We start from the raw sequence: 23,097 nt of genomic DNA, 5'->3' as shown, positions 1-23,097 counted from the left end.
GTCGTTCCATTGTAGGAAAACTTACGCGTCCGCACTTCATTCACGCAGCCAACCCTACGGATGCGCGGCGGCGGACTTTCGCGTTCAGCTGACCCGGTTCACCACCAGGTCGGCCAGTTCGGCAAGACGCTGCGCACGCGCGCCAAACGGCGCAATCGCAGCGTGGGCGTCGGTGCGCAGTTGCGCTGCGAGCGCTCGCGACGCATCGAGCCCAATGATCGACACGTAGGTCGGCTTGCCGTCCTTCGCGTCTTTGCCTGCCGTTTTGCCGAGCGTCGCGGAATCGGTCGTGACGTCGAGAATATCGTCGACGACCTGAAACGCGAGGCCCACGGCGGCCGCATACGCGTCGAGCGAACGCATCGCGTCCGCACTCGGCGCTTCGCCCGCCAGAGCGCCCATGCGTACCGCAGCACGCAGCAAGGCGCCGGTTTTCATCCGATGCATGGTTTCGAGCTGCGGCCGCGTCAGCGTATGACCAACGCTTGCGAGGTCGATAGCCTGGCCGCCGGCCATACCGATCGAGCCGCTCGCCAGCGCCAGTTCACGCACCAGGGCCGCTTGTTGCGCAGGCGCCAGCACGTCCGCCGTCAGCGCGACAAACGCCTGGGACTGCAACGCGTCGCCGACCAGCAGCGCCGTCGCTTCGTCGTATTTGACGTGCACCGTGGGCTTGCCGCGGCGCAGCGCGTCGTCGTCCATGCACGGCATGTCGTCATGCACCAGCGAATAGACGTGGATCATCTCCAGCGCCGCCGCCGCTGCTTCGAGGCATTCGGCACGCGCGCCGGTCAATTCGCCCGCCGCGTGGCACAGCAGCGGGCGCACCCGCTTGCCGCCACCCAGCACCGCGTAGCGCATTGCTTCGTGCAGTTGAGCCGGCTCGATGGCCGGTTCCGGCAAATAATGCTCAAGGGCTGTTTCGACACGGCCGAGCACTGCCTGCATCCATTGTTCGAAAGTCATAGGTCGTCCCCGCTGTCGGTCGCGGTTGTGCCTGCGCCACTCATGGGCAACGGTTTGAGCGTCTCGCCGTCGAGCACCCGTACCTGCTGTTCGACCTTCTCCAGTTGCTGCTGGCAGAAGGTGACGAGAGCCGCGCCGCGCCGATAGGCCGACAACGACTCCTCGAGGCTCAGGCTGCCGCCTTCCATCCGCGCCACCAGCCCTTCGAGCTCCGCCAGCGCCGCCTCGTAGTTCTCGGGCAGCGGCGTGCTGTCGGCACCCTCGACGGGTAGGGCAGCTGTGTCGTTCGATGCGGTCTTCGCCATGAATGGTCGCAAAATTAAAACAAGTCGGACATTCTACGGCAAAAGCGACAAAACCGATCCGCTCAGCGCCTTGCGCCCACACGGGTTCTCTTACATCACACCCACAGCCTGACAGAAAAAAATCGATCGTGTGTGTGCGAGTGCAACGAAGTTCCTGGAGAATTTTGACCCAAATCAGGGACTTAAGTACCCCAAGGAGGCCGAAACAGGTATAATCGCCGGCTCCCTAAATCGAAACCTTCGATGGTTGGGTTGTTCACTGCTTTCATCTTCACGGGAGTGGGAATGTCCAATCTGAGCAATGCATTGCAGTTGCGGTCTGTTCACAGCCAGCTGCCAGTCACGGCTTACTTTGACGAAGCGCTTCTAACGCGCGAAATCGACACCCTTTTCAAGAAAGGTCCTCGCTACATCGGCCATGAACTCATGGTGCCGGAGGCGGGGAATTATTTTGCTTTGCCGAGCGAGAGCGAAGGGCGTGTGCTCGTCCGTAACCAGCAGTCACAAATCGAACTGCTGTCGAACGTGTGCCGCCACCGGCAAGCCATCATGCTCAACGGCCGCGGCCAGACGGAGAACATCGTCTGTCCCCTGCACCGCTGGACCTACGACCTGAATGGCCAGCTCCTCGGTGCACCGCATTTCGCTGACAACCCCTGTCTGAATCTGGGCGCCACGCCGCTGCAGAACTGGCAAGGGCTGCTGTTCGAAGCGCAGGGCCGTGACGTCGCACGCGACCTGGCGCGGCTTGGGCCGAGCCAGCATTTCGACTTCTCGGACTTCATGTTCGATCACGTCGAAGTGCACGAGTGCAACTACAACTGGAAGACCTTCATCGAGGTCTACCTTGAGGATTACCACGTCGCGCCATTCCATCCGGGCCTCGGCAGCTTCGTCAATTGCGACGATCTGACGTGGGAGTTCGGCGACTGGTACAGCGTGCAGACGGTTGGCGTCCACAAGGATCTGGAACAACCGGGTAGCCCCACGTATCGCAAGTGGCACGACGAGGTGCTGCGCTTCCGTCGGGGCAAAACGCCTGAGTTCGGCGCCATCTGGATGGTGTACTACCCCGGTCTCATGATCGAGTGGTATCCGCACGTGCTGGTGGTGTCGTGGCTGATCCCGCGTGGTCCGCAAAAGACCACGAACGTGGTGGAGTTTTACTACCCCGAGGAAATCGCGCTGTTCGAGCGTGAATTCGTCGAAGCGGAACGCGCGGCCTACATGGAAACCGCGCGTGAAGACGACGAGATCGGCGAACGTATGGACGCGGGGCGCCGCGCGCTGATGGAGCGCGGTGAGTCGCAGGTAGGCCCATATCAAAGCCCGATGGAAGACGGCATGCAGCACTTCCACGAGTTTCTGCGGCGCGAACTGGGCACGATCTGATCGACGTGCAAAGAACAGAAAGACGGGCTTCGGCCCGTCTTTTTTTGTTTAGACTAGAAGCTCAGTTATTCAGCCACCCCATTCTGTTTTCATCTGCATTTGTGTCTTGCGTCGGCTGACGCCGCCGCCAGCGGCACGCGCGCATGACACGGGTTCGCTGGGTTCGCCCGATTCGCAAGCATCTCGCATGGGCCACAGTCAGCCGCAAGCCGCTGATTCTGGTCGACACAGGAGCCGTTATGCCGCACACCCACTACACCACGCTGATCTCCGCCGCGAATCTCTCGGAACGTCTGACGGCTGCGCCGGGCAGCGTATTCGTGATGGACTGCCGCTTCGACCTGGCAGATCCTGCTGCGGGCGAGAAAGCCTACGCCGCCGGACATCTGCCCGGCGCGCAGTATTTCAACCTCGATCGCGATTTATCTGGCCCAAAAACGGGCAACAATGGCCGGCATCCGTTGCCTGATCGCGCGGCGCTGGTCGCGCTGCTGGCCGGACGCGGTCTGAAACACGGCCAGCAAGTGGTGTGTTACGACGCGCAAGGAGGCATGTACGCCGCCCGCGCGTGGTGGCTACTGCGGTGGCTGGGTCACGACGCGGTTGCGCTGCTCGACGGCGGACTGCAAGCCTGGGAGACAGCGGACCTTCCGTTGACGCAGGACGTCGCGCCACTCCAGGCTGGCGACTTCAAGGCCGCCGCGCCGCTCTCCGTCACCTTCGACGTGCACGCGGTGGAGCGCAATCTGAGCACGCGTGAGCGGGTGGTGGTCGACGCCCGCGCGGCAGATCGGTATCGCGGCGAGAACGAGACGCTTGATGCGGTGGGCGGCCACATCCCCGGCGCACTGAATCGCTTCTATAAGGACAACCTGAACGCCGACGGCCGCTTCAAACCGGCGCACTCGCTACGCGAAGAGTTTGGCGCGCTGCTGGGCAACACCGCACCGGAACGCGTGGTCTTGCAGTGCGGCTCCGGTGTGACCGCATGTGTCAACGCGCTGGCACTGGAAGTGGCCGGCCTGCACGGCGCGGCCCTCTACGTGGGATCGTGGAGCGAATGGAGTTCGAACCCGTCGCGGCCTGTGGCGACCGGCCCTAATCCGTAAGAGGAGAGGAGAAACGACGCGGTCAGGCCACGCCGTGCTGCTTGAACCACACCAGCGCACGGCGCCAGCCGTCCTCCGCATCGTCCTTCTTGTAGCTCGGGCGATAATCCGCGAAGAACGCGTGGCCGGCATCGTCGTACACGACGAACTGTGAGCCGCGCCCCGCTTGCGGCCCTTGGGCAATCGCCTGTTTCATCGCCGCCAGGGTGTCCTGCGGAATGCTTTGATCCTGCAGACCATAGAGCCCGAGCACCGGCACCTGAAGATCAGCCACGCGGTCAATCGGATTGGCCGGCGTGTTGGCCGTGTGATTGCCCGCCACCCGTCCGTACCAGGCCACGGCCGCCTTCACATGCGGATTGTGCTCGGCATACAGCCACGTAATGCGCCCGCCCCAACAGAAGCCATTCACACCCACCCGCTTCAGATCGCCGCCGTTCGCACCCGCCCATGCCACTGCGGCGTCGAGGTCGGCCAGCACCTGCTCGTCCGGCACCTTGCTGACGAGTTCATCGTTCAATTGCTGCATGCTCGGATACTTCGACGCGTCGCCTTCACGCACGTACAGATCCGGCGCGATGGCCAGATAGCCGAGCTTGGCGAAGCGGCGGCATACATCGGCAATATGCTCATGCACGCCGAAAATCTCATGCACGACGATGATCACCGGCAGATGCGTCTTGCCAAGCGGCTGGGCCCGGTACGCCGGCACCAGCGTATCGCCGGAATGGAAGGCCACTTCGCCGGCTTCGAGGCCGTCGCTATCGGTATGAATGGTTTGCGCGGACACCGGCAGCACCGCTGCGGCGAATCCGGTGCCGAGCGCGGCCTTGATGAACGTGCGTCGATTGAAGGGAACGTGCGGGACGAGGCAGTCGACTTCAGGCTTCAGCATGCGGCGCTCCTTTGAATGAACAGGAATCGGGACGATCAACGCGCGGGTCAGTGCAGTTTGACCCGCGGCAACGTAGTGCGATGCAGCCAGTGCGCGAACGTATCGAGCACCATCCGTGCATAGCCGTGTAGCGCGGCAATATGCAACCGGTACAGCGACATGTACATGAAGCGCGCGAACAGCCCTTCGATGAGCATGTTGCCGCCAATCACCCCACCCATCAGATTGCCGACCGCGCTGAAATGCCCGAGCGAGACCAGCGAGCCGAAATCGCGGTAGGTGAACTCCGGCAAAGGTTGATTGTTGAGCCGTGCCGTCAGCGCCTTCAGCAGAAAGCTCGCCTGCTGATGCGCGGCTTGTGCACGTGGCGGCACGTTGCGCTCGTTGCCGGGCCACGGGCACGCCGCGCAATCGCCGAGCGCGAAGATGTTGTCGTCGGTTTCGGTCTGGAGCGTGCGGCGCACGATCAATTGTCCGAGCCGGTTGACCGGCAGGCCGTCCAGTTGACTCAAGATGGCAGGCGCCTTGATACCCGCTGCCCACACGGTCAGATCGGCGCGGATCACCTTGCCGCTGGCAGTGCGCACCACGCCCGGCGCGACCTCGGCCACCGTCTCGCCGGTCATCAGCTTGACGCCCAGCTTGGTCAGCAGTTCGGCCGTGGCCGTGGAAACGCGCTCCGGCAGCGCCGGCAAAATGCGCGCGCCCGCTTCGATCAGCACGATACCCACGTCATGGCGCGGGTCGAGCTTGTGCAAACCGTATGCCGAGAGTACCTGGGCGGTATTGCGCAATTCGGCAGACAATTCCACGCCGGTCGCACCGGCGCCGACAATCGCGACCTGAACGCGCGGCTCGGTGGAGGGAACGGAGGCGTCGGCAACGGGTTCAACCGGCGCATGCGCCTGATGCTCGGCCCGCATGCAGGCCGCGATCAGACGTTTGCGGAAACGCTCGGCCTGGCTGACGGTGTCGAGCGCTAGCGAATTTTCCGTGGCACCGGGCACGCCGAAAAAATGCGTCGTACTGCCGATGGCAATGACCAGCGTGTCGTAGTCGAGGTAACGCTGCGGCAGCAGTTCGGCGCCGTCGTCGTCGATGACGGGCGCCAGCGTGATGCGTTTAGCCGCGCGATCGAGGCCGATCAGATCGCCCTGCTGAAACTCGAAGCCGTGCCAGCGTGCCTGGGCGGCGTAGGCGAGTTCCTGCGTGAAGGGGTCCATGCTGCCCGCCGCCACTTCGTGCAGCAGCGGCTTCCAGATGTGCGTCGAATAGCGGTCGACCAGCGTGACCTGGGCCTGGACGCCACCCTTGTTCTTCTGCGGAGCGTAGCGGTCGCCGAGACGTGTCGCCAGCTCGAGACCACCCGCACCCCCACCAACGACGATAAAACGATGCATCGCAGCTCTCCGTGTTTGTCGATCGGTTGGGCATCGAGACGGCCCTTCACGCATGACGCCCGCTGGGCCGTCTGTCGCTGATTGTCCGCGAGCTGCACGGGTTGCCACAAGTCATCGAGGCGCATAGGCGACATGCGCACGATGATATCGCCTTACGTCGATTACATCAGAGTGCCTGTCTAGTGTGCTTCTTCCCAGTTGGCACCCGCGCCCACCTCGGCAACCAGCGGCACTTTCAACGCCGCCACACCGCACATCAACTCGGGCAGGCGCTTGCGCACGTTGGACAACTCGTCGTCCGGCACTTCGAGGATCAATTCATCGTGGACCTGCATGATCATGCGCGTGTTGAGCTTCGACGCCTCGAGCCAGTCCTGCACGGCGATCATCGAGAGTTTGATCAGATCGGCCGCCGTACCCTGCATGGGTGCGTTGATGGCGGCGCGCTCCGCGGCCTGGCGGCGCGGTCCATTGCCGCCGTTGATCTCGGGCAGCCACAAGCGGCGGCCAAATACCGTTTCGACATAACCCTTGGACTTCGCGCTGAGGCGGGTCTCGTCCATGTAGCTCGCCACGCCCGGATAGCGCGCGAAATAGCGGTCGATGTACAGCTTGGCCGCATCACGCGTAATGCCCAGGTTGGCAGCGAGACCAAACGCGCTCATGCCGTAGATCAGCCCGAAATTGATGACCTTGGCAACGCGCCGTTGATCACTCGACACTTCGAGCGGCGTCACGCCGAAGATTTCCGCGGCGGTGGCCCGGTGAATATCTTCGCCTTGCGCAAATGCACGCAGGAGCGAAGCATCACCGGAAATGTGTGCCATGATCCTCAGTTCGATCTGCGAATAATCCGCGGATACCAGCTTGTGCCCCGGCGGCGCGATAAAGGCCTCGCGAATGCGCCGGCCTTCAGCGGTGCGCACGGGAATGTTCTGCAGGTTCGGATCGTTCGACGCAAGACGTCCCGTCACCGCCACGGCCTGCGCATAGTTGGTATGCACGCGGCCCGTTTGCGCGTTGACCATGCGCGGCAGTTTGTCGGTGTAAGTGGACTTGAGCTTCGAGAGACCGCGATGCTCGAGCAGCAGCTTCGGCAACGGGTAATCTTCCGCGAGCTTTTGCAGCACTTCTTCGTCTGTTGAAGGCGCGCCGCTCGGCGTTTTCTTCACCACGGGCAACTGCAATTTCTCGAAGAAAATCTGGCCGATCTGCTTGGGCGAACCGAGATTGAATTCGCCTTCGGCCAGCACATACGCTTCGGTTTCCAGTTCGATCAAACGCGCGGCAATTTCATTGCTTTGCTGGCGCAGCTTCTCCGCGTCGATTAAAACGCCGTTGCGTTCCATCTTGCGCAGCACGCGCGAGGTCGGCACTTCGATCTCGCTATAGACGCGTTGCAGGCCCTCGTCCGCCGCGATCTGCGGATACAACGCCTGGTGCAGACGCAGCGTGATATCCGCGTCTTCGGCCGCATATTCAGCCGCCTGTTCGAGCGCGACTTCGTCGAAGCCGATCTGCCCCGCACCCTTGCCCGCAACGTCTTCGTACTTGATGGTCTTGATGCCGAGATGACGCAGCGCGAGGCTGTCCATGTCATGCGTGCGATGCGATTCGAGCACATACGACTGCAACAGCGTGTCGTGTTCGATGCCGTCCATCACGATGCCGTAGTTCCTCAGCACCTGTTCGTCGTACTTCATGTGCTGGCCGACTTTCTTGTGCTCCGCGCTCTCCAGCCAGGGCTTGAGTTTCGCCAGCACTTCGTCGCGCGGCAACTGCACCGGATGATCCGGGCCACGATGTCCGACAGGAATGTACGCGGCGGCATTCGGCTCGACGGACAGCGAAATGCCCACCAGTTGCGCGAGCATCGGATCGAGCGCGGTGGTTTCCGTATCGAAGGCGGTGATTCTGGCGACGTTGATCTTCGCGAGCCACGCGTCGAACTGTTCCCACGTTTGCACGGTGTCGTAGTGGCGTTCGCCGTCGATCACCGGCGCCACGTCTTCGCCGGCGCCCGGGCCTTCCACGACCTCGGCCACCTCGACTTCGCGCAGCCACGTCTTGAAGCCGTGCCGCGCGAACACGTCGCGCAGTTCGTCACGCGCTTCAGCGCGGGTGGCTAGGCTCTCCTCGATGGACACCACATGCTGCGCCAGATCGCACTGCGTATCGACGGTCACGAGCTTGCGTGCCATAGGCAGAAAATCGAGCGCCTTGCGCAGATTGTCTCCTACCGCACCTTTGATCTCATTGGCGTGTGCGACGATGCCATCAAGCGTCTCGTACTGCGTGAGCCATTTGACCGCTGTTTTCGGCCCGCATTTCTCGACGCCCGGCACGTTGTCGACGGTATCGCCGATCAACGACAGATAGTCGACGATGCGCTCCGGCGGCACGCCGAATTTGGCCACCACGCCAGCGCGATCGAGCGTCTCGTTCGTCATCGTATTGATGAGGGTGACATGGTCCGTCACGAGTTGCGCCAGGTCTTTGTCGCCGGTCGAGACGATGACCTTCATGCCGCGCTTTTCGGCCTCGACGCTGAGCGTACCGATCACGTCGTCGGCTTCGACGCCGTCCATCATCAGAAGCGGCCAGCCGAGCGCGCGCACTGCAACGTGGATGGGTTCGATCTGCCGCGCGAGGTCTTCGGGCATCGACGGACGGTTCGCCTTATAGTCGGGATACCAGTCGTCACGGAATGTTTTGCCCTTGGCGTCGAACACGCACGCGCTATACTCTGCGGTAACTTCCTTGCGCATGCGCCGAAGCATATTGATGATTCCATACAGCGCCCCTGTAGGGCCACCGTCGGGGCCGCGCAGATCAGGCATCGCATGGTAGGCCCGGTAGAGATAGCTCGAACCGTCGACCAATAGCAGGGTCTTCCCTTCCAGCTCGTTGCCCAGCTTAGTTTCCAGGACTCGTTCTTCAGGCATTATGACAAAGAGAAAAGTGATTCCGAGTCTGCGATCACTCGCAGATCAAGAGCGCGCGACGGCCAAAAAGGCTCGCGCATCGTGGCAGATGTTCACGATTATGGCAGAGTTTATTGAGGCGACCGAGTACCTCTCGGAGATTCGTCCGGCTGTCAGCATCTACGGTTCAGCGCGCCTGAAACCGAACTCGCCGTACTACAAACTGGCCACGCAGATTGCGCGCAAGCTCTCCGATGCGGGCTTCGCGGTCATCTCGGGCGGCGGCCCCGGCATCATGGAAGCGGCCAACAAGGGCGCACATGCGGGCAAGGCGCCTTCCGTGGGTCTGAACATCGAACTGCCACACGAGCAATCCGGCAACCAGTGGCAGGATATCTCGCTGCGCTTTCGGCACTTCTTCACGCGCAAGGTTACGTTCGTCAAGAACTCGGACGCGGTCATCGTCATGCCGGGCGGCTTCGGCACGCTGGACGAACTCGCCGAAGTGCTCACGCTGATTCAAACCAAGAAGTCGCGCCACGTGCCGATCATTCTGGTGGGCGGCGAATTCTGGACCGGCCTGCTTGCGTGGTTTAAAGATTCGCTCGTGCCGATGGGCCTCATCAATCCCGACGACATGAACCTGATGCAGGTGATCGACGATCCGGACCAGGTGCTCGAAGCGGTGCTCAAGTTCTACGAAGATCGCGAAGAGGCCGAACCGCATCCGGTGAAGTCGGATGAAGACCGGATGTTCTATCTGTGAGGTGATGGCGGGGCGCGCGGGAATCACGTCTAACGACGATTCGGCGCGACCCTGCGCATGATCGAAAGACGCTTCTCGGCAACATGGATCACGATCTCGACCCGGCCGAAACCGGCCACGCGGCGCCCCCCACTTCCTTCGAAATTTTCAGCGGCTTTCTCGGCCTCGGACTGATCTCGTTCGGCGGCGCCCTGCCGCTCGCCCGGCGCGCGATTGTCGAACAGCGCCGCTGGCTCACTGCAAGCGAATTCACCGATCTGCTCGGCCTGTGCCAGTTTCTGCCTGGCGGCAACGTGATCAACCTGTCGGTGGCGATCGGCATGAAGTTTCGCGGATTGCGCGGCGCGCTCGCGGGACTGCTGGGTTTGATCGCGGGGCCTTCGCTGGTCGTGATCGGCCTTGGCGTGTTGTACGAGCACACGCAAAACGATCCACACATCCGTCATCTGTTTGCCGGTCTTGCGGCAGCGGCCGCCGGCCTGCTCATTTCAATGGCGGTCAAGATCGTCAAGCCGCTGCGGCACAAGCCCGCTGGCGCGGCCATCGCGGTGCTCGGTTTTGTCGCCATTGCGCTGCTGCGCCTTCCTCTGTTGCCGACCATGCTGGTGCTCACACCGCTCAGCATTTATCTGGCTGCGAGGGACGCGCGATGAACGACACGCTGATCTCGCTCGCCATCATCTTCAGTCAACTATCGCTGCTTGCGTTTGGCGGCGGCAACACCATCTTGCCGGAGATGCAGCGTCAGGTGGTCGACGTGCATCACTGGATGTCCGCCAGCGAATTCAGTGCGCTGTTCGCGCTGGCGCAGGCCGCGCCTGGTCCGAATCTGATGGTCGTGACGCTGGTGGGATGGCACGTGGCCGGATGGGCGGGCATGCTGGTCAGTTCCGCCGCCAAGTTCGGGCCGTCTTCCATCGTGACGATTCTCGCGCTCCACGCGTGGGAGCGCTTCAAGGACCGCCCCTGGCGCAGCTATGTTCAGGCGGGACTCGTGCCGGTGACGTCGGGTCTGGTGGCCGCGAGCGCGGCGCTGATCTCGCGGGCTTCGGATACGACAGCCATCGCCTGGGCGATCACGGCCATGTGCGCGGTGCTCGCCATCAAGACCCGCCTGCATCCGCTGTGGCTGCTTGCTGCCGGTAGCCTGATCGGGCTGACCGGCTTCGGCCAGCCCTAGGTTCTGGGCCCTGGGTCCTACCGTCAGCCCAGGTTTTACTGGAACGCCACCTCGGCGAAGCTGCGCAGCTTGCGACTATGCAGACGATGCAAGCCGTTCATGCGCAGCAGTTCCATCGCCTTCACGCCAATCTGTAGATGCTGGTCGACCTGGGCGCGATAGAACTGATCCGCCATGCCAGGCAGTTTCAGCTCGCCGTGCAGCGGCTTGTCCGATACGCAGAGCAAGGTGCCGTAAGGCACACGGAAACGAAAGCCGTTAGCGGCGATCGTCGCGCTTTCCATGTCGAGCGCAATGGCGCGGCTTTGCGACAAACGCTGCACCGGCTCGCGATGATCGCGCAACTCCCAGTTGCGGTTATCGACGCTCGCCACCGTGCCGGTGCGCATCACGCGCTTGAGTTCGACGCCGTCGAGCTGCGTGATCTGCGCCACCGCGCGCTCCAGCGCCACCTGCACTTCGGCTAGCGCCGGGATCGGTACCCACAACGGCAGATCGTCGTCCAGCACGTGATCCTCGCGCACATAGCCGTGCGCGAGCACGTAGTCGCCGAGGCGCTGCGTGTTGCGCAGACCGGCGCAGTGCCCGAGCATGATCCACGCGTGCGGACGCAGCACGGCGATATGGTCGGTGATCGTTTTGGCGTTCGACGGCCCCACGCCAATGTTGATCATGGTGATACCGCTGCCGTCGGCGCGCTTCAGGTGGTACGCGGGCATTTGCGGCAGACGCGGCGGGGCCGTGCCTTCCACTTCCTGATCGCCGAGATTGGCGTTGTAGGTGATCACGTCACCCGGCTCCACGAACGACGTGTACTCGCTGCGGTACGTGCGCAGTTCGGCGTCGTCCGTGTGCGCCATCATCGTGCGGCCGAGCTTGATGAATTCGTCGATATAGAACTGGTAATTCGTGTACAGCACGTAGTTCTGGCAATGCGTGGGCGAGGTCGCCGTGTAGTGCTTCAGGCGATGCAGCGAAAAGTCGACCCGCGCCGCCGTGAAAAGCGCGAGCGGGTGCGGGTCGCCCGCGTCCGGTTCATACGTGCCGTTGACGATGCGATCGTCGAGGAAGCGCAGGTCCGGCGTGTCGAACACATCGCGCAGCCCAAACAGACGTTCGCGATCCAGATCGCCTTCCAGGTGAATGCCTTCCGCGAAAGCAAAATGGATCGGGATGGGCTGATCGGAAACGCCGACCTCGATCTGCACGTGATGGTTCTTCGTCAACAGCCGCAGTTGCTCACGATAATAGTTGCCGAACAGATCCGGCCGCGTCACGGTGGTTTCGAACACGCCCGGGCCGGCCACGAAACCGTACGAGCGGCGCGAGTCGATGTGTGTGTTGACTTCCGTGCGGACTCTGACGAACGGGTAACAGGCGCGCACGCGCTGCTCGAACGGTTCGTTGCGGCGGTAGCGCGCAAACGCGTCGCGCAGAAACGACGTATTTGCTTCGTAAATGGCAGATAGATGCGTGACGGCCTGGGCGGCGTCGTCGAAGGCCTCAGTCGGGAACTCATTGGCGGGTGTCGTCACCGCGCGTTGATTGGTGTTGTTGTTCATCGTCATTTCCCTCGCTTGATGCAACGACATTACCACGGAAATTTACCGTATTGATGTTCGGGGACGGACCAAACGCGGTTCGCCACATTTGCGCCCGAAGCGCGCCAAAGCGGCGCAAAATAAGGGATGACGCCCGATAGCCCGCGCCGGATGCGCATTTGCTAGAATCGGGACACCTTATTGGAGAATCACCATGAAGCCGCTCCTTCCCATCGCTGTTGCGCTGGCACTCGTCGTCGCCAACACCGCGATGGCCGCCGAGCCTGTGGACCCGCCACCGCCCGCCGACGAACCCATGTCCGCCAACGAACGGGCCGGTTTGCCGGACCTCAAGGCCATCAACCGGCCGGCCGCCGAGGTCAGTTCGAAGGTCGAGATCAACCAGCCGCGCCTGCCGAGCTTCTACGAAAAGAGCCCGAACGGCACCGAGATCACGGAATACCGCGATAAAGGCAAGCCGGTCGAAATCAACGTGCACTCGAATTTCGGCACCAGCTATCACATGGGCGCGCCGCTCGATTCATCGCCGTCCGCGCAAATCAACGGCCAGCCGAGCCAGCGGCTGCCGTCCGTGAGCCTGTCCTACTGAGCTGATCGCGAGGGAAACCGCGGCGGGGCACAGTCCATCACGAAGCAGGTGGCGCGCTCGTTACAGGCCTGCCGCCTGCCGGCGCCAGCACGATCTGGCGAGGGCCTGATGACCGTGCGCTGACTGTCTGATGACCGCCCGCTGACATCCGACTGGCTGATCGATCACTTGAACCGCTCGCCTTCACCTCGCCACTTTTGACGTTTAGCTCGCCGCACTGGCCGCATTGCGCCAGCCCCACCACCTGATCCGACGTTTCCCGCATGGCTGTCTTCACCGCTGTCACCGAATCCCAACTTGCAGAATGGATGCAGCATTACGATCTCGGCGACGTCGTCGAGTTTCGTGGCATCACGTCCGGTATTGAAAACAGCAACTTCTTCCTGACGACGACGCGCGGCGAATACGTCCTGACGATTTTCGAAAAGCTGACGGCGCAGCAGTTGCCCTTCTACCTCGATCTGATGCAGCACCTGGCGGCTCACCGCGTGCCGGTGCCCGACCCCATGCCGCGCGAGGACGGCAGCCTGTTCGGCATGCTGCACGGCAAGCCGGCCGCAATCGTCACCAAGCTGGACGGCGCACCGGAACTTGCCCCGGGCGTCGAGCATTGCATCGAAGTGGGCCAGATGCTGGCGCGTATGCATCTCGCCGGGCGGGACTACGCGCGTCATCAACCGAATCTGCGCAGCCTGCCGTGGTGGCAGGAAAACGTGCCCGCCGTGCTGCCGTTTCTCAGCCCTGCGCAAAGCGAGTTGCTGACCTCGGAGCTGGCGCATCAGCAGGCGTTTTTCGCTTCCGCCGACTACGCCGCGTTGCCCGAAGGTCCATGCCACTGCGACCTGTTCCGCGATAACGTGCTATTCGCGCACGCCGCGCCGGACAGCGGCCACGAAGTGCGCCTGGGCGGCTTCTTCGACTTTTATTTTGCCGGTTGCGACAAGTGGCTGTTCGATGTGGCGGTGACCGTCAACGACTGGTGCGTCGATCTCACCACCGGCAAACTCGACGACGCGCGCATGGAGGCCATGCTGCGCGCCTATCAGACGGTGCGTCCGTTCACGCCTGAAGAAAACCGGCACTGGGGCGACATGCTGCGCGCCGGTGCATATCGTTTCTGGGTCTCGCGCCTGTATGATTTTCATCTGCCGCGCGCGGCCGAATTGCTCAAACCGCACGACCCCGGCCATTTCGAGCGCATTTTGCGCGAACGCCTTGCTGGCGTGGCACTTCCTGGCATCCATACCTCATGCAATTAATTGAAGTCCCCGCGAAGACCGGTTATGTATGGTTCCGGCAAGGCATCTGGCTGTTCCGCAAGAACCCGCTTGCCTTCCTGACGCTGTTCTTCGCTTACCTGCTGGTGATGACGCTGATGGCGCAGATCCCGGTCGTGGGTGGCGTGCTGCCGCTGGTGTTCATTCCAGGCGTGGCGGTTGGCTTCATGGCGGCGTGCCGCGACACCATCGCCGGCAAGCCGGTGTTTCCGACCATTCTCGTGGACGGCTTCCGTTCCTACGGCAGCGTGGTGAGCAAGCGTCTGTTGTTGCTCGGGGTGCTGTACATCATCGCGATGACGCTGGTGCTGGCCGGTTCGGCGCTCGCCGACGGCGGCACGCTGCTGAAGGTCATGGTGGGCGCGGCGTCTGTGGACCCCGACCAGATCGGGAACAGCAACATCACGCTGGCCTTCATGACGGCGCTCGCGTTCTACATTCCCGTGGCGATGCTGTTCTGGTTCTCGCCCATTCTCGCGGCGTGGCACGACGTGCCGCCCGTGAAGGCGATGTTTTTCAGCCTCGTCAGTTGCTGGCGCAACCGTGGCGCGTTTATCGTTTTTGCGGCGCTGTGGTTCGCGGTGGCGATTACGGTGTCGATCGGGTTGTCGGCGCTGATGCAGGCACTCGGCGCCGGTGACTTTGCGATCGCCGTGATGATGCCCGCCTCGATGATCATCCTCGCCATGATGTACTGCTCGTTCTATGCGACGTATCGGGGCTGCTTCGGTGTGCAAACGCCCGATACGCCGGATCTGCCGACGACGTCCGCGAGTTGAAGCGGCGCACATTCCTCGTTTCGAGGTTGGCGCCTGGCCTGCCGGGCCTCACACGGGCGGTGGCAGCGACCCTGCACCCAGCGCCGCTTCGAGACGGGCGAGCACGTCGCTCCAGTCGCCGCGCTGTTGTTGCGTGAACAGCCGCACCGTCGGATACCACGGGCTGTCCTCGCGACCGCGCAGCCAGCGCCAGCATCCGGCGAAGCGGTTGATGAGCCACACCGGCTTGCCCATCGCCGCGGCGAGATGCGCCACCGAGGTATCCACCGAGATAACCAGATCCAGATTGTCGATCAGCGCTGCGGTGTCGGCGAAATCCGTGATTTCATCCATCCAGTCCAGCAAGCCGCTTGCATCGTCGGGCGCCATGCGTTTGGTCGCGTCGTCGGTCTTTTGCAGACTGATCCAGCGCACGTGACGCAGCGACAGCAGCGGCTCGATCTGCGCGGGCGTGAGACTGCGCGCGGCGTCGGCGCTCCAGCCGGAGTTGCCGCCCGCCCATACCAGTCCCACGCGCGGCAGATCGGCTCCGGGCAGGTCAGCCAGTCGCGCAGCCCACTGTGCTGAACGTGACGGCTCCGCGTACAGATAGGGTATCGCAGCAGGGACCATGTCCAGCCGGGTCGCGAACGCCAACGGTAGCGATAACAGCGGACATTGCCAGTCCCACTCGCTGAACTGCTCGGGAAAATCGTCGAGCAACGACAGCCCCGGCCAGCGCGTGCATAAAGACTCTTCGAACAATCGCCGCAATGGCTTCGGACAAACAAAGCCAACACGAGAGAATCGTGCAAGTGCCAGCGGCAGATAACGCACGAACTGCAGGCTGTCGCCGTAACCCTGTTCATGGAATACCAGCAGGCGCTGGCTCGCTGCGTCGTGCCCGTGGCCTTTCCACTGCGGCAACGGTAGATCCGGGCGCCCCGCCCCCGCCTGGTCGATCAAGGTTCTCGCACCGGCCCAGCGGTCTTCAAACAAAGGCCATGCCTCTTCATAGCGTCCCAACGCCAGCAACACGTGACCCAGATTGCTACGGGCTTCGAGATTGTTCGGATCGAGCACCGTGGCGCGCTGGTAATGCCATGCGGCGCCGGTCAGATCGTCTAGCGCGCGCAAGACTGTGCCCAGGTTGTTGCAGGCCGCCGCGTGCTCCGGTTCGAGTTCAAGCGTCCGCTTGTAGCTGACGGCCGCTTCCTCGAGTTGGCCTTGCAGTTGCAACGCGAGCCCCAGGTTGTAGTGGAGCACCGGCACGTTTGGTTCGAATTGAATACCTTGTTGAGCGCTTCGCGCTGCATCCGGAAGTGCTCGCAGATTCGTCTGCACGACGCACAGGCTGTTGAAAAAAACGGCCTGGGGTTGGATCTCGACAGCGCGCGTGATCCAGCGTTCAGCCGCAGCGCCGTCACCCAGCGCGAACGACACCAGGCCGCGCAGATGAAACGCGTCGGCGTGCGTACTATTCAACGCGAAGAAATGGTCCAGTGCCTCGAGCGCGGCTTCGTAACGCCCCGCTTGATATTCGGCAGAGGCGCGTTCGTACCACGCTGAGCACGCGTCGGAGGCTGATGATGAACTGGCTGACATGGCTTGAATCGGAAGTGACGCGAGAATCGCCGCGCTGACGGAACAGTTCTTGCGAAATGCTCGCAGGCTGGCAAGTGTGTGCGCGTATGACGGTGCAACCAATGATATCTTCCAGCAGCCCAACCGTGCGCATCCGTGTGTTCTCAAGATGTGGCACATCAACTTTCATGGATTGATACGCATGACGCGCGTCCGCCGCCTGAACTCCGATTTCGACACCGGCCTTGTCTGGTTCCGCCGCGATCTGCGCGCCACCGATCACGCCGCGCTCTATTACGCCTTGAAGCATTGCCAGCGGGTCTGGTGCGTGTTCGTCTTCGACACGCCGATCCTGCAACCGATCATCGACGTATGGCACGCGAGTCATCCGAAAGAGACGCCCCAGGATAGGCGTATCGACTTCATCCTGGCAACGCTCGAGGAACTCGACCAGGCGTTGCGCAAGCACGGCGGCGGACTGATCGTGATGCATGGCGACGCGCGTGAAGCGATTCCTTCGCTCGCCGCGCAACTCGAAGTCGAAGCCGTCTTTACCAATCACGATTACGAGCCGGTGGCCGCGGAGCGCGACGAGGCGGTACGGGAACAGCTCGCTGCTCAAGGGCGTGAACTGCTTACCTTCAAGGATCAGGTGATCTTCGAGCGTGACGAAATTCTCACTGGCCAAAGCAAGCCGTTCTCGGTTTTCACGCCTTATAAGAACGCGTGGTTGAAAGAACTCAACGCGTTCGACCTGAAGCCGTATCCGGTCGAGTCGTACAAGAAGCATTTCGCCAAGCCACCCGCGAAACTCGACCACGGCCTGCCCAAGCTCAAGCAGCTCGGTTTCGCGCCCAGCAATCTGGCCGAGCTAAAGATCCCGACCGGCGCGAGCGGCGCCAAACATCTGCTCGATGATTTCAAAAGCCGCATCGACAGCTACGCGGAGCGGCGCGATTTTCCCGCCGCGAAGGGGCCGAGCTATCTCTCCGTGCACCTGCGTTTCGGGACGATCTCGATTCGCACACTCGCGCGACTCGCGCATGAACTTTCGTTGCAACCGGATGGACAAGGCGCTGCGACGTGGCTGTCGGAGCTCATCTGGCGAGACTTCTACTTCATGATTCTGTCTCACCATCCGAAGCTGGCAAGCGGTGCAGCCTTCAAGGCCGAGTACGACTCGCTGCGCTGGGAGAAAGGCCGGCACGCGAACGAGGCATTCGCCGCATGGTGCGACGGGCGCACGGGCTATCCGCTGGTGGATGCCGCGATGCTGCAACTGAACCAGACCGGCTACATGCACAACCGGCTACGCATGGTGACAGCGAGCTTTCTGGTGAAGGATCTGGGAATAGACTGGCGACTCGGCGAACGTTATTTCGCGGAGTTGTTGAATGACTTTGATTTTTCAGCGAATAACGGCGGCTGGCAGTGGGCGGCGTCGACAGGCTGTGATGCCCAGCCGTATTTCCGGATTTTCAATCCAGTGACGCAATCGGAGAAATTCGACCCGGAGGGGCGCTTCATCAAGCGCTACTTGCCGCAACTGGACAAGGTGCCGCCCAAGTGGATTCACGCGCCGTGGATGGCAGGCGTTGAGCGCTTGGCTGAATTTGGCGTGACGCTGGGTGAAGACTACCCGGTGCCGATCGTGGATCACGCGGAAGCGCGAGAGCGGACGCTGGCGCGCTTTGGCAAATGATCGGCCAAAGGAGACAGGATGATGCTGATCATCTTTGTGAATCTACCACGACGTGCGATCAATCACGTTCATGCGAATCACGGTCATGCAATTCACGCGCGTGCATTCGAATGCATACAGCGTGTCGAGGCGCGACGGCTTCGTCATGGCCTCACTCGCTCGGCGAGCTAAATCTCGGAGCCGAAGCGAGTCATTTACAACATTAGCAAGTACTCACATACACGAACCGTGGCTTTCCGACGATTCGTCCAGCGCGAAAACTTAGTGCTGGGTCATCCACGACGGTTGACGAACGGCCGCTTCGCGATCGAGCTTGCGCATACGGAATTCGAGGTCGTACAGATCCGTGGCTTCAGCCAGGTAAGCGTCGCTACGCTCTTTGGCAACTTGGTCAGCGGACTTCGTCAGGAACAGGAAAAGGCGGCTAATGAGAAACATGATGTACCTCGCATAAGATCTAGGGTTACTGCCTAGTGGATAACCCGTATTATAGGGAAAACCCTAGGGGTTGCCAAGCGATCTTTTCCGAAGCGTTCCTCTATGTCTCGTTTTTACCGCGTTGTGGCCGGATTTCGGCCCCGCGCCGGGCTTGCGGGTCGATCAACGCCCGCCCGCAGCCGCCCGCGCCGTGACCTGCTCTGCTTCCAATGGCTTCGCCACCCGGCGCTGATGCTTGAAAAACTCCCAGATCAACGCACTGGCATCCGGTCCTTTTGACGAGTGGAACGGAATCGCATCGTCGCCGCCGCTCCAGGCGTGACCGAGAGCCTGGACGTGGCACAGGCGAACCACGCGCCGTCCGCTGCGCACGTAATCACGCGTCACCACGCCCGCCTTGCGCTCCTCGCGCATTTCTCCCGCCCTACGGTCGCCTTCTGCGTCGAGCAGGCGGTTCAGACGCAAAAACTCCGTAGTCAATTGCTCGGCGTTGACCGGCGCAACAACGTGATCCGCGTCACCGTGGATGATGATGGCGGGCATGCCGGGGTAAGCGGCGACATCGACGGCCTCGTCGATCAGCGCCACGGGGTCCTGACGCGCCCCACGGCGCATGACATCCATCGCGACGATGCCGGAGCGCGCCTCGCCGAACGCCGGTCCCGAATGCATGGCCACGGCGGCGAACCGGTTGGGATAGTGAGTGGCCAGCAGCGTGGCGAGCCCCGCCCCCGCCGACAGCCCCGCCGCATAGACGCGCTCGCCATCGAAACCATGCTCGGCCACCAGCGCATCGACCAGCGACACGACCGCGCGCGCCTCGGCGCCGCCGGCGGTCTCGCTGGCGTCATACCAGTGCCAGCAGCGATGCGCGTGCACATGCTTGGACTGCTCGGGATACACCACCGCGAAGCCGTAGCGGTCGGCGAGCAGATTCATGCGGGTGCCTTCCGCGAATTCCTCGATGGACTGTTTGCAGCCATGCAGCATGACGACCAGCGGCAGCGGCCCGGCGGTGTGTCCGGACGGCACATACAGACCGTATTGCAGATGATTGACGAGCCGCCCCGGCGCGGCCGGCGCCGAGTGAAACGAACGGGTCCACGCGCCGCTCGCCCAGGCCGCAGCACGCGGACGCACGCGCGATTCGCGCGCACCCGGACGCGGCGTTTCACGTTTGGCGGGGGTGCGGAGCTTGGGGGTCGCCTTGACGGGCTTGAGCTTGGCCGTTACTTTGCCGGCCGGGCGAGCCGGACGCGCGGCGGTGCGCTTGACCGAATCGCGGGCGTGCTTGCTCTGGATGGCAATCAGGCGTTTCAAGCCGCCCAACCAGATTTTCGTCAGACTTTTTGCCATTGGATAATGACCTCGCAAAAAGGGACAGGTGGCGCGCTGCAAACATCACAGATCGTTGTGCATTGCACAATAACACCATTCCCCATGCATTGCTGAGCATCGCAACGGCGCATCAGTCGGTACGAACATGGGTACAAACCGACCTCACGGCTGCGCTCCCGTGCGGCGTGTGGACGCGCCGCTGGGCGCGTGGCGGCGGGCCAATGGCCTGGCCGTCGCCCGCCTCTACCTTGCCGGCAGCGTGCAGACGGCGGGGTTGCATCCGGTCGGATCGGGCCCCGTCAAAGTGCGCGTTGAACGCCCCGTCGGGCACTCCCGTCTATACTGACAGTCATACCGAAGCGGACATCGTGAAATGTCCCGCTGCCATGTCGGCCAAATGAAGAGCTGGCGCGTTGTTATCTCAACAGGGTTCCGATTCTACGCGGCGTGCGCCGCGTTTTTGCCATGCCAGAACTGCCCCATCACCTTTGGTTTGCCATCACCAGCCTCGGCGGGGCGGGGGTGACGCTGCCGCTCGCCATTGCGATCGCGCTGTGGCTGGCGCTCGGCTATTCATGGCGCATTTCGTTGGGCTGGCTGGTCCTGCTGGGTATGGCAATCGGTGTCGTCACCGTCACGAAGCTGGCGTTTCTCGGTTGGGGCGTCGGCGTTCGCGAGCTCGATTTCACGGGTTTGAGCGGCCACGCGGCGCTCTCCACGGCGGTCTATCCGGTCGCCATGTTCCTCATGTTGCTGCCGGCGCGGTCCAAGGTTCGCGCGGCGGGCGTGGCGCTCGGCCTCGCCATCGGCATCGCGGTGGGTCTTTCGCGGGTTGTCGTCGAGGCGCATTCGCCGTCGGAAGCCATCACCGGGTGTATCGTCGGCGCGGTCACGGCGCTGATGTTCGTGCGCTGGGCATGGGACGCCGAGCCCGGCCGCCTCTCGGCCATGCCCGTGGTCGTCAGTCTGCTGACATTGACCGTCGCACTGCACGGCGTGCGTCTGCCCACGCAACGCTGGGTGACACATATCGCGCTCAAGGTGTCGGGCCACGAACGCCCGTACGTGCGCGCACGCTGGAAGGCTGGTCAGTACGACCCGCCCAGCACGGTGCCGCTGACGCAAAGACAGAGTGCGGCGTCGGCGCAGAGGCTTTCCGACGGACGCAGCGTCTGACATTCACTCCGCTTTTCCCCGTCTGATTTTCGGTTCGCGCAAGGCGCGCAGCAGGTGCTCCGCCTCCTGCGCCGTATAACGCTTTGCCGCCTCGGTCCACCCGCGTGCGAAGCCGGCCTGATACGGCTCCACGTCCAATGCTTCCAGATAGCGCAGTGCCACGGCCACGTCGTTGCCGTCGCCCAGCACGCCCTGTAAGCGGGAGAGCGTCTTGATGCATTCACTGCGCGTCTTGCGCGAAGCGATCGACTCGAAAAACTCCAGCGTGTAACGCAGATACTTCGCGTGAATGCGCTCCTTGTGACGCGCCTCGTCATCGAGCGTGGTGAGTTTCGGCGCGCTCATGAGACGCTCGTAGTACTTGCGCACACGCTTTTTCGCGTACGCGTGCAGCGACTGCTCTCTGTCTTTGGCGGGCGCTTCACGTGACGGCAACGCGCTCAGCCATTCGAGCCACGCCAACGCGAGTTGCGCGTAGCGTGTCGAAGCCACAGCCGCCTGCACACGTTCACGTGCGGCGAGACGACTCAGGTTGGCGCGCTCGCGGGTGGCATTCCAGCGCGTGGCGTCACTGTCGGCGGCGGCGAGCGCGGGCAGCGTCGTATCGACGAACACGTCCCAGTCTCGCGCCTCTCCGAGGATGCCGCCGAGCCACTTCAGATCCGGTGCGATGCGCGTATTCCATGCCTCGTCGGCCCAATGCGGGAAGATGCGCAGCGCCGTCTTCAGGCGCCTCTGCGAGACACGAAACTGATGCACGAACTCGACGCTGATTGCATCGCGTACCCCCGCATCGTTGCCAAACCAATGCGCGGCGAGATTGCCGCCTATCGCGATCAATGCGGCCTGCGGTGTCGAGAGATCGGTCAGATCGATGGGCGCAGCGCGAGCAGGATGCGTTTCGGGCGCGGCGTGCAGGGTCGTGCTGTGGTTCGTACTGCGGCTCGTACTGTTGTGACTGGTATCGCGTTCTTCCTGGCTCACGTCTTCGCTTATGTCTTCGCGTGCGCTGTGCAGCACAGGAAACGCGGGGACGATGGCCGCCACCTCGTTCGCCGCCTTGAACAACGCAAGCCGTGCGACGTCCGCGGCATCCTCCTCAAACGGAGTCGTAAGTCGAAGCTCGAACGGAAACGATGCTTCGCCATCCTTAGTAATGGCGTCCCGCTCGAACCACACACTAACCATCACCGCATCATCCATCTGCCACCGCCAGCAGTCGCGCGTGTACGCGTGAGCATCGAGTGCAGTGAGATCGCCTGCCGCGTCGAGCGTCGGTTTAAGCGTATGCGGCGCCGCAGCCAATGCCTCGCTTAATGGTGCTTCAAACTCGGGCAGCGGTGCGCTAAATGACACTTCGCACACGCTCAACGCCGGTGAGTAACACGAATGCCGCGTCACGCTAACGCGACGCCCATCCGGTCCTGTTTCAAGCTGGACGCGCAGCCTGGCCGCGGCCAGGTTGCGGTTTTGATCGCGGCAGGGGGTGATGGTCGTGTTACTGCCGCAGGCTGCATCAGCGCTCGACACATCCTCCGTCGCCCAACGTGCCGCTCGCGGCGCACCGCTCAGCGCCTCGACAAATGCCGCGCCGAGTTCGTCATCGGACCACGCGCGCGGGTTTTCGTTGCGCGGCACCATCCACGCGTGAGCCGCTGGCCGCGGCAGACTCAACACGAGTTCGAAGTGACAAACCATGAGTTCCTCAAAACGTGAGGGAAGCGGCTCGTGCGCCC

Annotated in this window: 20 protein-coding genes; 10 read left to right on the top strand and 10 right to left on the bottom strand. The window is 62.6% G+C overall.

What is annotated here, in order from left to right:
- Nucleotides 1–84: 84 nt before the first annotated feature.
- Nucleotides 85–966: a polyprenyl synthetase family protein gene (locus D0B32_RS03030; RefSeq protein ID WP_117332192.1), complete on the bottom strand. Its 882-nt coding sequence runs from the start codon at nucleotides 964–966 to the stop codon at nucleotides 85–87.
- The gene (locus D0B32_RS03025) at nucleotides 963–1,271 is read right to left on the bottom strand and encodes an exodeoxyribonuclease VII small subunit (protein WP_117332191.1); all 309 of its coding nucleotides are present in this window, start codon (nucleotides 1,269–1,271) and stop codon (nucleotides 963–965) included. The genes D0B32_RS03030 and D0B32_RS03025 overlap by 4 nt, the downstream gene beginning before the upstream one ends.
- A 285-nt stretch (nucleotides 1,272–1,556) precedes the next feature.
- Here D0B32_RS03025 and D0B32_RS03020 point away from each other — a divergent pair, with 285 nt between their 5' ends.
- Both D0B32_RS03020 and D0B32_RS03015 read left to right on the top strand, forming a co-directional pair.
- Entirely contained in the window at nucleotides 1,557–2,663 is a 1,107-nt protein-coding gene (locus tag D0B32_RS03020; RefSeq protein WP_117332190.1) for an aromatic ring-hydroxylating dioxygenase subunit alpha, read from the top strand.
- Nucleotides 2,664–2,902: 239 nt separating this feature from the next.
- Nucleotides 2,903–3,772 (top strand): sulfurtransferase, encoded by an 870-nt coding sequence (locus tag D0B32_RS03015; RefSeq protein WP_117332189.1) that lies wholly within the window; start codon nucleotides 2,903–2,905, stop codon nucleotides 3,770–3,772.
- A 22-nt stretch (nucleotides 3,773–3,794) separates the two neighbouring features.
- On the opposite strand, the gene D0B32_RS03010 is transcribed toward D0B32_RS03015, so the two are convergent.
- The 3 genes from D0B32_RS03010 to polA all read right to left on the bottom strand — a co-directional run bounded on the left by D0B32_RS03010 (nucleotide 3,795) and on the right by polA (nucleotide 9,012).
- Nucleotides 3,795–4,667 (bottom strand): dienelactone hydrolase family protein, encoded by an 873-nt coding sequence (locus D0B32_RS03010; RefSeq protein WP_117332188.1) that lies wholly within the window; start codon nucleotides 4,665–4,667, stop codon nucleotides 3,795–3,797.
- Nucleotides 4,668–4,714: 47 nt separating this feature from the next.
- On the bottom strand, nucleotides 4,715–6,067 hold the full coding sequence (locus tag D0B32_RS03005; protein ID WP_117332187.1) for an NAD(P)/FAD-dependent oxidoreductase: 1,353 nt from the start codon (nucleotides 6,065–6,067) through the stop codon (nucleotides 4,715–4,717).
- Nucleotides 6,068–6,246: 179 nt separating this feature from the next.
- The gene (gene polA, locus D0B32_RS03000) at nucleotides 6,247–9,012 is read right to left on the bottom strand and encodes a DNA polymerase I (protein ID WP_117332186.1); all 2,766 of its coding nucleotides are present in this window, start codon (nucleotides 9,010–9,012) and stop codon (nucleotides 6,247–6,249) included.
- Between the two features lies 1 nt (nucleotide 9,013).
- Here polA and D0B32_RS02995 point away from each other — a divergent pair, with 1 nt between their 5' ends.
- The 3 genes from D0B32_RS02995 to D0B32_RS02985 all read left to right on the top strand — a co-directional run bounded on the left by D0B32_RS02995 (nucleotide 9,014) and on the right by D0B32_RS02985 (nucleotide 10,937).
- The gene (locus D0B32_RS02995) at nucleotides 9,014–9,757 is read left to right on the top strand and encodes a TIGR00730 family Rossman fold protein (RefSeq protein ID WP_117332185.1); all 744 of its coding nucleotides are present in this window, start codon (nucleotides 9,014–9,016) and stop codon (nucleotides 9,755–9,757) included.
- A gap of 83 nt (nucleotides 9,758–9,840) precedes the next feature.
- On the top strand, nucleotides 9,841–10,410 hold the full coding sequence (locus D0B32_RS02990; RefSeq protein ID WP_117332184.1) for a chromate transporter: 570 nt from the start codon (nucleotides 9,841–9,843) through the stop codon (nucleotides 10,408–10,410).
- A complete protein-coding gene (locus D0B32_RS02985; RefSeq protein WP_117332183.1) occupies nucleotides 10,407–10,937 on the top strand; it encodes a chromate transporter in 531 nt (176 codons plus the stop codon). Before D0B32_RS02990 ends, D0B32_RS02985 begins: the two co-directional genes overlap by 4 nt.
- Nucleotides 10,938–10,972: 35 nt before the next feature.
- On the opposite strand, the gene D0B32_RS02980 is transcribed toward D0B32_RS02985, so the two are convergent.
- Nucleotides 10,973–12,499: an AMP nucleosidase gene (locus tag D0B32_RS02980; RefSeq protein WP_117332182.1), complete on the bottom strand. Its 1,527-nt coding sequence runs from the start codon at nucleotides 12,497–12,499 to the stop codon at nucleotides 10,973–10,975.
- A 193-nt stretch (nucleotides 12,500–12,692) separates the two neighbouring features.
- Between D0B32_RS02980 and D0B32_RS02975 the strand changes: the two genes are divergently transcribed.
- From D0B32_RS02975 to D0B32_RS02965, 3 genes are all read left to right on the top strand, one after another.
- Nucleotides 12,693–13,088, top strand: coding sequence for a hypothetical protein (locus D0B32_RS02975; RefSeq protein WP_117332181.1), 396 nt, complete (start codon nucleotides 12,693–12,695; stop codon nucleotides 13,086–13,088).
- Nucleotides 13,089–13,351: 263 nt separating this feature from the next.
- The gene (locus D0B32_RS02970; RefSeq protein ID WP_117332180.1) at nucleotides 13,352–14,347 is read left to right on the top strand and encodes a homoserine kinase; all 996 of its coding nucleotides are present in this window, start codon (nucleotides 13,352–13,354) and stop codon (nucleotides 14,345–14,347) included.
- Entirely contained in the window at nucleotides 14,338–15,144 is an 807-nt protein-coding gene (locus tag D0B32_RS02965; RefSeq protein ID WP_117332179.1) for a BPSS1780 family membrane protein, read from the top strand. Before D0B32_RS02970 ends, D0B32_RS02965 begins: the two co-directional genes overlap by 10 nt.
- A gap of 48 nt (nucleotides 15,145–15,192) precedes the next feature.
- Here the strand turns inward: D0B32_RS02965 and D0B32_RS02960 are convergent, their stop codons facing one another.
- Nucleotides 15,193–16,728, bottom strand: a complete 1,536-nt coding sequence (locus D0B32_RS02960; protein ID WP_117332178.1) for a tetratricopeptide repeat protein — start codon at nucleotides 16,726–16,728, stop codon at nucleotides 15,193–15,195.
- Nucleotides 16,729–16,909: 181 nt separating this feature from the next.
- Here D0B32_RS02960 and D0B32_RS02955 point away from each other — a divergent pair, with 181 nt between their 5' ends.
- Nucleotides 16,910–18,409 carry a deoxyribodipyrimidine photo-lyase gene (locus D0B32_RS02955; RefSeq protein ID WP_117333430.1) on the top strand — a complete coding sequence of 500 codons (1,500 nt, stop codon included), beginning with the start codon at nucleotides 16,910–16,912 and terminating at the stop codon, nucleotides 18,407–18,409.
- Nucleotides 18,410–18,670: 261 nt separating this feature from the next.
- On the opposite strand, the gene D0B32_RS02950 is transcribed toward D0B32_RS02955, so the two are convergent.
- Both D0B32_RS02950 and D0B32_RS02945 read right to left on the bottom strand, forming a co-directional pair.
- The gene (locus D0B32_RS02950) at nucleotides 18,671–18,847 is read right to left on the bottom strand and encodes a DUF3563 family protein (RefSeq protein ID WP_117332177.1); all 177 of its coding nucleotides are present in this window, start codon (nucleotides 18,845–18,847) and stop codon (nucleotides 18,671–18,673) included.
- A gap of 162 nt (nucleotides 18,848–19,009) precedes the next feature.
- Complete coding sequence (locus tag D0B32_RS02945) at nucleotides 19,010–20,203, bottom strand: PHB depolymerase family esterase (RefSeq protein ID WP_117332176.1); 1,194 nt, start codon at nucleotides 20,201–20,203, stop codon at nucleotides 19,010–19,012.
- A 447-nt stretch (nucleotides 20,204–20,650) separates the two neighbouring features.
- Between D0B32_RS02945 and D0B32_RS02940 the strand changes: the two genes are divergently transcribed.
- Nucleotides 20,651–21,361, top strand: a complete 711-nt coding sequence (locus D0B32_RS02940) for a phosphatase PAP2 family protein (protein WP_117332175.1) — start codon at nucleotides 20,651–20,653, stop codon at nucleotides 21,359–21,361.
- 3 nt (nucleotides 21,362–21,364) lie between these two features.
- On the opposite strand, the gene D0B32_RS02935 is transcribed toward D0B32_RS02940, so the two are convergent.
- A complete protein-coding gene (locus D0B32_RS02935) occupies nucleotides 21,365–23,059 on the bottom strand; it encodes a CHAD domain-containing protein (RefSeq protein WP_117332174.1) in 1,695 nt (564 codons plus the stop codon).
- Nucleotides 23,060–23,097 lie beyond the last annotated feature (38 nt).

Source organism: Paraburkholderia sp. DHOC27 (genome assembly GCF_003429005.1).
GTDB lineage: Bacteria > Pseudomonadota > Gammaproteobacteria > Burkholderiales > Burkholderiaceae > Paraburkholderia.
This window is presented reverse-complemented; position numbering and strand designations above follow the sequence as displayed.